This window comes from Mesorhizobium sp. M0998, assembly GCF_040318885.1.
In the GTDB taxonomy this organism is placed as follows: Bacteria; Pseudomonadota; Alphaproteobacteria; order Rhizobiales; family Rhizobiaceae; genus Mesorhizobium.
Genome location: NZ_JAMYND010000019.1, coordinates 82,993 through 95,383 on the forward strand (window position 1 = coordinate 82,993; position 12,391 = coordinate 95,383).

Sequence of the window (12,391 nt, forward strand, 5' to 3'; positions counted from 1 at the left end):
AAGGATCCGGGGTTGTGCCGTACAGGCCGTCAGCGAACCCGGTAGAACGGATTTGGCAGCAGGAACAGCTTCTCCGCATGCCCCCCGAACAGGTCGGATGGCTGGTCACCGACATTGGCAATTATCGTGTAGCCGGCCTTTTCGATTTCGGCCCTTATGGGTGCCTTGAAATCTGCGGCGGAGCCGTATTTGGCCCCAGGCTGGACCATGTAAAGGTGCTCGTAGCCGGCATAGCCGGCCGACTGCAGGTTCTGTTCGGTTGCCTGACGCTGGTCCTCCGGACGTCCGGTGATGAAGAACACCGCGACTTTCGCCGTTCGCGCCTGCCGGAAAACCTCCAGCACCGGGTCGATGGCCGGATCCTTCGCAAGCTGATCCCAGGCGGCCCAGCCACAGGGACCGTCGATTGCAATGTCGCAGGCGCCGCCGATCGGGCGGCCGAAATTGTCACGTGTGATCACTTCCCAGTTGGCCAAAGCCGTCTCGTCGATATCGAGCACCAGTGCGGGGCGAGGCACCTCCATTGCGCGCTTGACGAGCCAGTCGCCTGCCTGCTTCGCCACAGCGGCCAGGTCGCGATCATAGTCGCCGGAATCATGATAATTGGCAGCCGCCAGCATCGCATCGCCGACATTGGCCGGCTGGGACGGGCTTGTGAGAAGGAGCGAGTCGGAACGTGCCGGCGCAGGAACATTTGTGCCAATCATCAGCACGATTGCCCCGACACGCGCAATTCTATTCCAGCCAATCGCCCGCATCACGGGACTTTGCGGTCACGAGAAGTCGGCTGTCAAGCGAGGTCTTCCACAGGTAGTGTCTCAGTTTGAAATTTGAAATATGCGAAAGCGCCTATCCCGGTTTGCTCGTCTAGGCGGAACCGCCTATGTGCTCAGCGGAAAGCATGGAAGGCACCCAATGTCAGATCCGATTCAGTTGCTACCATTCGCCTTGTTGACAGTCCTCACAGCAATCCCCGCGTGGGTGCTGTTTGGGCGACTAAGAATGTCTCGGGCGTGGGTGCTTCTCTCTGTGGTCCCGTTGGGAATGATAATCATTCTCTGGGTCGTCGCGTATAAGCGCTGGCCAATTCAGGAGGCAGCAATTGCCCACCGGACCTAGGGGCCAGAAGCGCCCCGCCGATGTGATCGGCAACGCCGTCCGCGTCATGCGCATGCAAGACTCCTGCGAGGAAGTCGAGCTTCGGTGGCCAGGCACGCCGCCACCGCCTGACTACGATGGACAGTCGTCTTAATTTCAAACTGAGACACTACCCTTCCACAGGTCCGCGAACCTGCGACGCTGAATTGGACATTCCAGATGCCGAATGTCTCTATGGGTTGCTGCACGCTACACGATTTCCGCCGTCGCGGTCTTTGCCTCCGAACAGGTGACGCACCGCCGGAACCGCCGGTCGAAATGCGTCACCCGAAAATCATGGCCGTTACGCGCTTTGCCGTGCCCTACGCCGCCTGAACGATCTCGACCAGTTCAACGTCGAACACGAGATCGCGTCCGGCCAACGGATGATTGCCGTCGAGCTTGACGCTGGTGTCGTCCACGCCGACGACTGTTACCGGCATCGGGCGCCCTTCCGGGGTTCTGACCTGCAATCGAGCGCCGATATCGACATTGATGTTGTCTGGTACGCGGGCGCGATCGACGGTCATGACCGCTTCGGGGCGGTGGGGGCCATAGGCGGCCTCGGCGGGAATGGTGACGGTGCTTTTCGCGCCCACCTCCATACCCTCGACATGGGTTTCGAGACCGGCGATCACTTGTCCTTCACCCAACGTGAATTGCAGCGGTTCGTTGCCGGAAGAATCGAACTGAGTGCCGTCAGCCAGGCGGCCATTGTAAATGATGCGCACGGTGTCGCCATTCTTGGCCTGTGTCATGATAGCCATCCTTTGAAAGTTTCGAGGGGCCGGCCAGAGCTCACGGTCCCGTCCTCGATCATCCACACACTTAGGTGCGCGGCGCGAAACGCTAAAACTAGGGACCTGGCTGCCGATGTAAACCCCGATTGCGCCGGCATGACCCGCCGGCGTTCGTCGCCTTCGGCAGCAGTGCACCGGTCCAGCAGTCATGCCGGCTCAACCCATCCAGGCGGCGTGCAAATGGCGGCTAGATCAGGTTATGGCCGCCATCGATGCGGATCGTCTCGCCGGTCGTGAAGTCGCTTTCCATGAGGTAGAGGTAGGCGGCGGCGACGTCCGCAGCGGTCGGAATTTTTCTCGATGGCAACCGGGCAGCCATGTCGGCAAAGAAGCTGGATTTGGCTTCTCCAACAATGTCCCACATCGGTGTATCGACCCATCCGGGCGACACGACATTGACGCGCGTCGGGGCCAGTTCGAGCGCCAGGGCGCGGGCGAAGTAGCTGAATGAACCGGCAATCGCGGAGACGACCGAGCCTCCCGGCACCGGCGGCCGATCCTTATTTATTCCCGAGGTGAAGGTCATCAAGCCGCCGGCTTTCAGGGTGCGCACAGCGTGCTTGGAAAGCATGACGGCGCCAATCAGCTTGTTATCGACGAAGCCTCGCACAGCCTCCATGTCGGTACTGCCGATGGGATCGACGGGCGGCAGTGTTCCGGCGGTCGATACGAGGTGATCGAAGGGACCGACCTCGTCGAACAGGCGAGCGACGTCCGCTTCGTCGGTCATGTCGGCGACCACGCTGGTCACGCGGCCCGCATTGAGCGTCCGTTCGGCAGCCAGCAGTTTCTCGGGCGAGCGTCCGACGATCACGACCTTCGCTCCGCCGTTGAGAGCAGCTTCCGCGACGCCGAGACCGATGCCGGAACTACCGCCGACGACGATGACTTTCCTGTCCACGAGCGATGTCATGAGGGTTCTCCGTTCGTTGCGATTGCGGTGAGGGTCAGGCCTTGCCGGCATATGCGGCTTCGAGGTCGGCGATGATGATCTTGCGCATCCCGTACATCGCCTGCCGGACGCGGTTGGCCTTTTCGCGGTCCGGATCGGCACTCAGCCGCGGCAGGATTTCCGGGATGACCTGCCAGTAGACGCCGTATCTGTCGGTGAGCCAGCCGCAGGGTTGTGCCCTGCCGCCGCCGGCGGTGAGCGCCTCATAGTAGTAGTCGGTCTCGGCCTGGTCCCTGGTCTCGATGTAGAGCGAGAGCCGCTCGTTGAAGGGCGGCTGCGGCCCGGCATTGAGCGCAGTGAGGTGCAGTCCTTCGAGCTCGAAATCGAAGATGGCATGCGGGACCGTCTTGTTGGTTCCGGACACCCAGTCGGTGTATTCGACGGTCTGGAGCGCTTTGCTGTTCTTGAAGACCGAGAGATAGAAATCGCGAGCTTGCTCCGCGTCGGTGTTGAACCAGAGGAATGGGTGGATGGTGGCCATGTCCGTTCTCCATTAATTCCTTGCGACAGCGATCTTTTGCGAAGAGCCTGTCCGCTGTTGCTTTCGTTCAGGCTAGCGGTGGTCCGACGGCCGATAGACCGAGCCGTCCCAGTCGCGGGCAAATCCGAGGTCTTCGAGCCGGCGGGTGGAGAAGCGTGCAATCTGCCGCCCAGTCCGGCGCCGGCTGCTCGAGGCGAGGATGCGGCCGGCCATGCCGGTCAGGACGTCGACGATCGGTTCAACTCGTTTGGCGTTCATGGTGCTCTCCCAGAGTGGCGGCAGTTTTGGTTTCAGCAGTTGCCCCGCGACTTTTGTCAGCGAGAGTATCAGTCACATCAAATTCGCCTTTTGCAGCGACGGTGAATGACTGATTACGCGAACAAACATGCCGGCTTCTGGCCTGGACGACAAACGACTTATCGGCGACAATGTGTGAGCGATGCTCACACATAGGTCTCGGTCCATGCCCCGGAAGCTGCCTCCCCTCACCACCTTGCCGAGCTTCGAGGCCGCGGCGCGCCTGTTGAGTTTCTCCAAGGCGGCAGAGGAACTTCATGTCACCCACGGCGCGATCAGCCGGGCGATCAAGAACCTTGAGGATCAGCTCGGTGTGCAGCTGTTCGAGCGCGGTACGCGTTCGGTGAGTCTGACAGCCGTTGGCGAGCCCTATGCGCGGGCGGTGCGCGAGGCGCTCGCCCAGTTGGCCACCGCCACCGCTGCAGCAACAGCCCGCTATTCGAGCTCGACATTGAACGTCAGCACCTCCGATGGCTTCGCGGGGAGATGGCTGGTGCCGCGCCTCTATCGCTTTCACCGTGCGCATGGCGACGTCGATGTGCGGGTTTCGACAAGCGGGAAGCTGACCAACTTCCTCGGCGACGGCATCGATGTCGCCGTCCGTTATGGCAATGGAAACTATCCGGGGCTCACGTCGGAGTTCCTCACCGGCGAGGAGGTGTTTCCAGTGTGCAGCCCAAAGCTTCTTGAGGGTGCACATCCGCTCCGCACGCCTCAGGACCTCAAACACCACACGCTGATCCGTGACAGCTTTCCGATCGACTGGGCGACCTGGCTGGCTAGCGCCGGGGTCGAGGGCGTGGACCCGCAGAGCGGGATTACCTTCGACTCTGCCACCTTTGCCATGGAGTCGGCCGCACAAGGCGAGGGGGTGGTGCTCGGCCGGACCATGCTCGTTGCGGCCGACCTTGCCGCCGGGCGACTTGTCCGCCCCTTCGGCTACGCCCTGAAATCCCCCTCCAGCTTCTATTTCGTCTACCCGCCGGAGGCGATCCGTCAGCGCAAAGTCAAGGCTTTCAGGGATTGGCTGCTTTCAGAAGTCACGCCGCAAATGGACTGACGGGAAGGCCGGACCGGGTGATGCACCGACTTCCGCGTCGGGCCACCCGAAACTGTCAGCCGCGCCGCGCCGCCTCGATCGCTGCAACGTCGATTTTCTTCATCTCCATCATCGCCTCGAATGCGCGCTTTGCTTCATCGCCGCCGGCGGCCATCGCTTCGGTCAGCACGCGCGGCGTGATTTGCCAGGAGATGCCCCATTTGTCCTTGCACCAGCCGCAGGCACTTTCCTGGCCGCCATTGCCGACGATGGCGTTCCAATAGCGATCGGTCTCCTGCTGATCGTCGGTGGCGATCTGGAAGGAGAAGGCTTCGTTGTGCTTAAACGCGGGCCCGCCATTGAGGCCGAGACAGGGGATGCCGACGACCGTGAACTCGACCGTCAGCACGTCGCCGGCCTTGCCGGACGGGTAGTCGCTGGGAGCGCGGTGGACGGATTTCACCGAACTGTCGGGAAAAATCTCGGAATAGAAGCGGGCCGCAGCCTCGGCGTCCTTGTCGTACCAAAGGCAGATCGTGTTCTTGGCGATTGTCATTGCTGGTCCCTTTGCTTTCGAATCAATCTGGGCTTTTGAAATCAACCCGGGTTGCATCGGCGTTGCACCGGACATGGAAATGCGCTCGTGCCATCGACGTTCCGACAGCAGCAGCTGCCCGGAATCAAGGTACCACGACTGCTGCTTTCAGGACCAGATGCGGGCAGTGACTCGAACCGGCGATGGTCCGCCTGATCCGACCGGCGGCCTCACTCTTTGCGTAGGGCAGCGCCGCTTTGCTCAAGGTCGCGCTGGCTTTCCGTTGGCGCGCCGTTGCCTCAGAAGGCGCATGAGCAAGTTCCGTCTGTCCTTGCGCGGGACGAGTTCGATATCGCTGACAAGTTTTGCGCCGCCCTTGTGCCGCTCCAATGTGATCTTGCGGCTGTGGAAGGCCTCCAGCTCGGCGCGGTGCGCTACGCTTATGATGGTGACCTTCGGCAATTCGCGAATAATCATCTCCATCATCTTGTCCTGGCTCTTCTCATCGAGTGCCGACGTTGCCTCGTCCAGCACGATGATATCGGGGCGGTGCAGCAGAAGACGCGCAAAGGCGAGGCGCTGCTTTTCGCCACCCGACAAGGTCTGGTCCCATGGCGCGTCCTCCTCGATCCGGTCGTTGAGGTAGTCGAGCCCCACCTTGTCGAGGGCAGCCTTGATCTTATCCAGCGTCCAGTTGTCGGCGGCGCCTGGATAGGCGACAGCGCGGCGAAGCGTCCCGGTCGGGATGTAGGGCCGTTGCGGCAACATGAACAACCGTCTGTCGGCGCGGATGTTGACGCTGCCGCTACCCCATGGCCACAGACCCGCGACGGCCCGCACCAGCGTACTCTTGCCCGAGCCGGATTCGCCGGCGACGAGCACCCGCTCGCCTGGTTCGATCACGACCTCGGTTTCCTTGACCACGGCGGTGCCGTCGTCGAGCGACACGGAGAGATTGTTCAGGCTGAGCATCGCATTGCCGCCGGTCTCGCCGCGCTTTATGCGTCCCAGCGTGTTGCTCTGTTCCGCCCGCTCGAGCCCGTCGAGCGACATCATCAGCGAAGCGATGCGTCGAGCACAGGCGTTCCAATCGGCGAGACGGGGATAGTTGTCGACCAGCCATCCGAACGCGCCCTGCACGATGGCAAAGGCCGAGGCAGCCTGCATGACCTGTCCAAGTGTCATGCTGCCTTCGAGGAACTTTGGAGCGCAAAGCAAGACCGGCACGACAGGCGCAAACAGGCTCGACCCCTGAGACACCAGCGCCGTGCGCATGTGCTGGCCTGCAAGGAGCGCCCATTGCCTGAGCACATGGGCAAATGTCTTGTCCATGCCGCTGCGCTCCTCCTCCTCGCCGCCGAGCAATGCGATGCTCTCGCCGTTTTCCCGCACGCGCGTCAGCGTGTAGCGGAACTCGGCTTCCGCCTGATTTTTTTCCTCGGAGAGGTGGACGAAATGACGGCCAATGACCGCCATCGAAGTGGACGTGATCGCGGAATAGAGCACTGCGGTGATGACCAGGAAGCCGGGAATGGTGACGGTCGAACCTGCAATCGTCAGGGTCAGGGCGCCGCCGATCGTCCACAGCACCACGATGAAGGTCGAGGCCGACAGAAATGCGACGATGACACCGGCGATGAAATCGACGGGCGATTCGGTGGCAATCCGCAAATCCTCGGCGATGCGGGCTTCGGGGTTGCTATGATCGCCGCCGACGAGGTTAAGCTGATAGTAGCGGCCGCTTGCGAGCCAGCGCGCGATGACCGCGGTGGTGAGCCAGGACCGCCAGCGGCGCTGTATCCTCATGCGAAAGAAGACCTGTGCCACCACAAGGCTGGCGCTTCCGAGCACGAGTGGCAGGAATACGGCGCTCAGCCAATATACGGTGTGGGCATTGCGTTGCTCAATGGCGTCGAAAATTGCGCGGTTCCAGACATTGATCCCATACTGGAAGCCGACATTGGCGATGATCAGGACCAGCAGCCCGATCGTCAACGGCCAGGCGACCCTGTCGCCGCTGCCGCCCCAGTAACCGCGCGCGCTGATCCAGAAGCGCTTAAGCAGGTATCTCTTGCGCGCCCGCTCGGCCTCTTCAGGTGTCAGCTCAGGATCGGGTTCGGTGACGTCCGGCGGCGGCGCGGGCTGGCCGACGACCTCTGACGCGACTTCGACAGTCGATTGTTTCTCGCGGCGCGACTTCTCGGAATCGCGCGTTCGGGCGCCGTCAACCGATTTCAGCTTAAATTTAGCCTCGGGCATCCGGCGATAACGGCTTAAAAATCAGAAGGTTTCATAGCGTCCGCTCGAGATCCCAGATGCCAACAACGCCAAGGCTTCTCAGCTGTTCCGGTGCTCGCAGCAGCCTATGGCCGTTCTCGATGACAGGCTTTGATCGTCGCGGGCAGTTAACCGCAGGTGCCGGCTACGGGGTGGAATCCGGAAGTCTGCTGGAATGAGGTTAAACGGCGACCCTTGGGATCAATCTGCTGGACGAGCAGTCTCGACAATTCGCTTCAGGCTCTCAAGATTTGTTCGCATTGCCGCGTTCGAAGAAGCTGGACGCAAGCGGCGCGAGAAGTGCCATCGGCCCGAGTCAACAGAATCGAGGAGGAGAGGTCATCTCGATTGCGATTGCGAGCATCTGCTGCCCAGCCGGACCGCGCCAGCCCCGAGTTCCGGAACAAGGGTGCGATTTTGCCGTTGAGCCAGAAACTGGAAGCGACCCGCATGTCCGAATTGCCGAATGAAGAGATCGAAGGGCGGCTGAACGCCCAGCGCGAGACTCTGGCGCTGGTTGTTGCGCTGCTTGCCAGCAAGGATACGGCACCCGAGCGAATATGGGCCGAACTGGAGGCCCGTTTTCAGTTTCAGAACAGTCAGGAGGACCCTGGCGTCCTGCCAAGCCGCGCATTCGCCATCGAAGCTGCGAAGATGCGGGAGTTCAAGCTGATCGCCGAAGAGGCGCGGGCGCGCAATGCGGAATGGAACGACAGGGACAAGCCACAGGGCGCCAGCTGAAACCGCGGCGAGTGGATGCAAGACCGGCTATTTTACGATGACTGAGCAAGCGTCAGCTTTGCTGCAAAAGTGTACCTGCCAACTCTTGCCATTCCTCGTCAAGCGTCAAGGTCGACGGCGCCGCGTTGCTGCGGCGATACCAATATTCCGCATTCGATTGGTCGCCTTCCTTGCGGTGGAGATAGGCATGCACGTGCATGCCCGCCGTATCGTCGCGCTGCTGCGCGCACTCGTGCGCCTTAGCCCAATCGCCCTTTGCATCCCACCACAGCGCCTGCAGGGCAGGGCTCAAGCCGGCTGGCGGCTGTGGTTTCGCAATCGATTCCCTGAAGGCTTGCAGATCCATCTTTCCACCTTAGCGACGGTGCAGGCGCCGATAATAACCGCGCCGGCAGCCGACCGCTAGCGCGCATCGGGCGGTATGGCCGAAATGGGTGTCGGCAGCGCTAAGCGCGGACGGCCGATAACCGCGCGGCCGGAGGCTTGATTCGATGGCGTGCATGAAATAGTGCGCGCCACGACACCATGATGCCTGGGACGACGAGGATGAGTAGCGAGCCGATGACAGCCTCCGACCAGCCGCGCCAATTCTACCACGGCACGCGGGCCGATCTTAAACCGGGAGACCTGATCGAAGCCGGTTACAGCTCCAACTACGGCGCGCGAAAGCAGGCAGCCTGGGTCTATCTAACCGGCACTCTGGATGATGGACCATCTCGAACGGCTGAGGGCACAAGGCATCGAGGCAATCGATTGATCGCTGAGTCCTGCGATTGCCAAGCTTGACCTGGCTGACGGTCGGCAGTCTCATTTCTGCGTCGCAGCCGCCGCAAAATACGGCTCCACGTCCGCAATGGGGCCGCGAGTTGTCGTTGCTTGCAGGGCTGGAGAGCGGATGCTCCTTTTCATCTGGCCGCGAACGTGATGATCTCTGGGCTCGAAGGGCCAAGTGGGCTGCCGTCAAAGTCGCCGAATTGCTGTTCGATCCGTAGCCCCGCGTTCCCCAGCAGGCTCGATAAGGCGTCCGTCTCGAGGAATCGCAAGGTGCTGCGACTAACTTGCGGAAGGCTCGGATGCTTTCCGCCGAACCTGTGGGTGAATGTCACCGTCTGTCCATCGAACGGCACGATCACCTCTGTTGTGATCTGCACCAGCGACCCGTCAGGCAGCTCAACGACGACCGCATTTTCGGGTGTCCAGTGCTCCCACGCCCGCACCGAAGGGTTCCGCGTTTCGAACGCGAAGCATCCGCCTGGGACAAGGGCGTGTCGGACAGCCGCCATGAAATCCCTCAGGTCTTCGTCGCTGACAAGGGCCTGGAATGCGTGCCCCGTCATCACAATGAGATCAAATTCGGCTGTCCAGCCGGCCGATTGGAGATCGCCGAGAACCCATTCGATATCCGCGCGCGTTCGTGCGCGATTCAACACGACGGGTGCTGGGTCGATGCCGCAGAGCCGCCCTGAATGTCCGGCCAGGCGTGCCTCGTGAAGGAGGGTGCCCGTTCCACATCCGACATCAAGCACCGCGTCTGCTGTTAGAATGCGGGGCAGGTAGAAATCATAGTCGTCGCGCGCAGATCTCGGGTGCCAGGCATCGTAGACGGCAGCGAGATACGGGTCGGCGAAAAGGTGGTCGACCATAGGCGGTATTCCCAATCAACTTTGACTGTGCGAGCGGTGTCGCCGCGAGCATATAGCCCATAAGTCGCGTCGATCGTTACCGCACGACCTCGCGGTGGCCGCCGGGCAGGCGGGTGGCGATGAGCTTGTCGATGCGGCGGCCGTCGAGGTCGACGACCTCGAAGCGCCAGCCTTGCGCGTCGACGCATTCGCCGGTCGCCGGCAGATGGTGCAAATGCGACAGCACATAGCCGGCGACGGTTTCGTAATCGCGGTTCTCAGGCAGGTCGATGCCGAGGACCTCCGCCATCTCGTCGGCCTGCATGTAGCCGGCGAGCAGCCATGAGCCGTCCTCGCGCTTGACGGCGTTTTCCTCTTCGCCGGCATCGAGATCGGAACGGAAGACGCCGGTGATCGCTTCCAGTATGTCGGCCGGGGTGACGATGCCTTCGAAATGGCCGTATTCGTCATGCACCAGCGCCATCGGCACGTCGGATTCTTTCAGCGTCGCAAGCACGTCCAGCGCGTCGGCCTGGTCATGCACGATTGGCGCGGCGCGCACGTGCCGGCGCGGGTCGAGAGCGCGGCCGCCGAGCATTGCGGCCAGCACGTCGCGGGTCTGGACGACGCCGATCATGGCGTCGACGCCGCCGTCGCCGGCCGGCAGGCGCGAATGCTGGGTGTCCATCAGCAGCTTCCTGATGGCCGCCTCGTCGGATTGCAGATTGATCCAGTCGACCTCGGTGCGCGGCGTCATCACCGCGCGCACGGCACGGTCGCCGAGCCGCATGACGCCGGCGATCATCCGCCGTTCGTCGGATTCGATGGTGCCGTGGTGCTCGGCTTCGGCGACCAGCATCTTGATCTCCTCGTCGGTAACCTTATCCTCGCTCTGACCGCGCTGGCCAAGCAGCCACAGGAGGGCGCGGCCGGAAAAATCGAGCAGGAAGACCAGCGGCGCCGAGACGCTGGCGAGGATGGTCATTGCCGGGGCGACCCTGACGGCTACCCGTTCGGGGTCGCGCAATGCGATCTGCTTGGGCACCAGTTCGCCGATGATCAGCGAGCCATAGGTGATGAGGGCGACGACGATGCCGACGCCGAGCGGATCGGCGAGGCTTTCGCGGATGCCGGCGGACGCCAGGGAGGTGGCCAGCCGCTCGCCGAGCGTGGCGCCGGAAAAGGCACCGGACAAGACGCCGACCAAAGTGATGCCGATCTGCACCGAGGACAGGAATTTTCCCGGATTGGCGCCGAGCGCCAGGGCCCGGCCGGCGCCCTTGACGTTGCGGTCGATCATCGTCTTGAGGCGCGCCGGCCGCGACGAGACGATGGCGAGCTCGGACATCGACAGAAGGCCGTTAATGCAGATGAGGACGACCACGATGGCAATTTCAGCATAAAGCATGCCGGGTCCATAGCATTGCCGCGCTGTTTTCGAAAATAGGACGGTCGCGCTTTTTAAATTTAGCGAGCCGGGCAATCAGGCGGCACTCCTGCCGCATCCCAGGACGGCGCGGCAAAATGCTCGATCAGGGCGTCGACGACGACGCGCACCTTTGGCGCGAGATTGCGTGTTACCGGCCAGATGGCATGCACCACGGTGTTTTCGACAAGACAGTCCGACAGAACCATTTCGAGCTCGCCGCGCCTGATGCTGTCGGCCGTCAGCCATGTCGGCAGATAGACGATGCCGCAGCCGGCCAGTACCGCATCGAGCATCGGTTCGCCGTGACCGAGCACCAGCCGCGCCTTGGGCGCGAATTTTTCGAGACGGCCGTCGGCATGCCTGACGGTCCAGGGATGGACCGTGCCGTCGCGGCCGTAGCCGATGAGGCTGTGCCTGGCCAGGTCCTCGATCGATTGCGGCCTGCCATGGGCGTCGAGATAGGCGGGGGCGGCGCAGACGCCCGAACGCTGGGCATAGATGCGGCGCGCGGCGAGCGACAAGCTGTCGTCGAGGTCGCCCATACGCACCGTCAGGTCGATGCCTTCCTCGATCAAGTCGACGCGCCGGTCGTTGAAGGAGATTTCCATCGTCAGATCCGGATATCTTTTGGAAATCTCGAACAGCACTGGGGCGACGCACCGGCGGCCGAAGGCCAGAGGCAGGTCGACACGAAGCCGGCCGGAAGGCACCTGCTTGCGGGAAGCGAGCAGCGACTGGGCGGCATCGATCTCGGCCAATGCCCTGACGCAGGCTTCGTAATAGCTCAGGCCCTCGCTGGTCGGGCTGAGGCTGCGGGTGGTGCGGTTGAGCAGGCGAACGCCTAATCGCTGTTCCAGCTGCGCGATCGACTTGCCGATCGCCGATTTCGTGACATGCAGCCGCGCGCCGGCGCCGGTGAAGCTGCCGGCCTCCACCGCGTGAACGAATGCGACGATGCCTTGCAAATTGGCTGATTCCAATGAAGCGCTCCTATTGTAGAGTTTTGCTCCTTAATCTGTTGCAGAACATGCCACATGGAAGCACTTTTCTCCATAGTGAAACGGCGTAAATGTCTCGCGCA

The 12,391-nt window shown here is 62.2% G+C and carries 14 protein-coding genes; 3 read left to right on the forward strand and 11 right to left on the reverse strand.

Annotation, left to right across the window (positions count from 1 at the left end):
- Nucleotides 1-29: 29 nt before the first annotated feature.
- From NKH59_RS19280 to NKH59_RS19300, 5 genes are all read right to left on the reverse strand, one after another.
- Nucleotides 30-707: an HAD family acid phosphatase gene (locus tag NKH59_RS19280; RefSeq protein WP_353022745.1), complete on the reverse strand. Its 678-nt coding sequence runs from the start codon at nt 705-707 to the stop codon at nt 30-32.
- Between the two features lie 753 nt (nt 708-1,460).
- Nucleotides 1,461-1,895 (reverse strand): FKBP-type peptidyl-prolyl cis-trans isomerase, encoded by a 435-nt coding sequence (locus tag NKH59_RS19285; protein WP_353022747.1) that lies wholly within the window; start codon nt 1,893-1,895, stop codon nt 1,461-1,463.
- Between the two features lie 229 nt (nt 1,896-2,124).
- Nucleotides 2,125-2,850: an SDR family oxidoreductase gene (locus NKH59_RS19290; protein ID WP_353022749.1), complete on the reverse strand. Its 726-nt coding sequence runs from the start codon at nt 2,848-2,850 to the stop codon at nt 2,125-2,127.
- A 34-nt stretch (nt 2,851-2,884) separates the two neighbouring features.
- Nucleotides 2,885-3,370: a VOC family protein gene (locus NKH59_RS19295; protein ID WP_353022751.1), complete on the reverse strand. Its 486-nt coding sequence runs from the start codon at nt 3,368-3,370 to the stop codon at nt 2,885-2,887.
- Between the two features lie 72 nt (nt 3,371-3,442).
- Nucleotides 3,443-3,628, reverse strand: coding sequence for a DUF1127 domain-containing protein (locus tag NKH59_RS19300; RefSeq protein WP_352567970.1), 186 nt, complete (start codon nt 3,626-3,628; stop codon nt 3,443-3,445).
- Between the two features lie 205 nt (nt 3,629-3,833).
- On the opposite strand from NKH59_RS19300, the gene gcvA reads away from it, so the two are divergent.
- Nucleotides 3,834-4,727 carry a transcriptional regulator GcvA gene (gene gcvA / locus NKH59_RS19305; RefSeq protein WP_352775091.1) on the forward strand — a complete coding sequence of 298 codons (894 nt, stop codon included), beginning with the start codon at nt 3,834-3,836 and terminating at the stop codon, nt 4,725-4,727.
- 55 nt (nt 4,728-4,782) lie between these two features.
- Here gcvA and NKH59_RS19310 read toward each other — a convergent pair whose 3' ends face one another.
- Together NKH59_RS19310 and NKH59_RS19315 are read right to left on the reverse strand one after the other, a co-directional pair.
- On the reverse strand, nt 4,783-5,256 hold the full coding sequence (locus NKH59_RS19310; RefSeq protein WP_352541103.1) for a VOC family protein: 474 nt from the start codon (nt 5,254-5,256) through the stop codon (nt 4,783-4,785).
- A 246-nt stretch (nt 5,257-5,502) separates the two neighbouring features.
- Nucleotides 5,503-7,500 carry an ABC transporter ATP-binding protein/permease gene (locus tag NKH59_RS19315; protein WP_352980373.1) on the reverse strand — a complete coding sequence of 666 codons (1,998 nt, stop codon included), beginning with the start codon at nt 7,498-7,500 and terminating at the stop codon, nt 5,503-5,505.
- A gap of 468 nt (nt 7,501-7,968) precedes the next feature.
- On the opposite strand from NKH59_RS19315, the gene NKH59_RS19320 reads away from it, so the two are divergent.
- A complete protein-coding gene (locus tag NKH59_RS19320) occupies nt 7,969-8,259 on the forward strand; it encodes a hypothetical protein (protein WP_352980372.1) in 291 nt (96 codons plus the stop codon).
- Between the two features lie 52 nt (nt 8,260-8,311).
- On the opposite strand, the gene NKH59_RS19325 is transcribed toward NKH59_RS19320, so the two are convergent.
- Nucleotides 8,312-8,605, reverse strand: coding sequence for a hypothetical protein (locus NKH59_RS19325; protein ID WP_352683531.1), 294 nt, complete (start codon nt 8,603-8,605; stop codon nt 8,312-8,314).
- Nucleotides 8,606-8,820: 215 nt separating this feature from the next.
- Between NKH59_RS19325 and NKH59_RS19330 the strand changes: the two genes are divergently transcribed.
- Nucleotides 8,821-9,045, forward strand: coding sequence for an NAD(+)--rifampin ADP-ribosyltransferase (locus tag NKH59_RS19330; RefSeq protein ID WP_352771009.1), 225 nt, complete (start codon nt 8,821-8,823; stop codon nt 9,043-9,045).
- A gap of 119 nt (nt 9,046-9,164) precedes the next feature.
- Here the strand turns inward: NKH59_RS19330 and NKH59_RS19335 are convergent, their stop codons facing one another.
- The 3 genes from NKH59_RS19335 to NKH59_RS19345 all read right to left on the reverse strand — a co-directional run bounded on the left by NKH59_RS19335 (nt 9,165) and on the right by NKH59_RS19345 (nt 12,290).
- Nucleotides 9,165-9,902: a class I SAM-dependent DNA methyltransferase gene (locus tag NKH59_RS19335; RefSeq protein WP_352770984.1), complete on the reverse strand. Its 738-nt coding sequence runs from the start codon at nt 9,900-9,902 to the stop codon at nt 9,165-9,167.
- Between the two features lie 76 nt (nt 9,903-9,978).
- Nucleotides 9,979-11,289, reverse strand: a complete 1,311-nt coding sequence (locus NKH59_RS19340) for a hemolysin family protein (protein ID WP_352775078.1) — start codon at nt 11,287-11,289, stop codon at nt 9,979-9,981.
- Nucleotides 11,290-11,348: 59 nt separating this feature from the next.
- Nucleotides 11,349-12,290, reverse strand: coding sequence for a LysR family transcriptional regulator (locus tag NKH59_RS19345; RefSeq protein ID WP_353022753.1), 942 nt, complete (start codon nt 12,288-12,290; stop codon nt 11,349-11,351).
- Between the last annotated feature and the right edge of the window lie 101 nt (nt 12,291-12,391).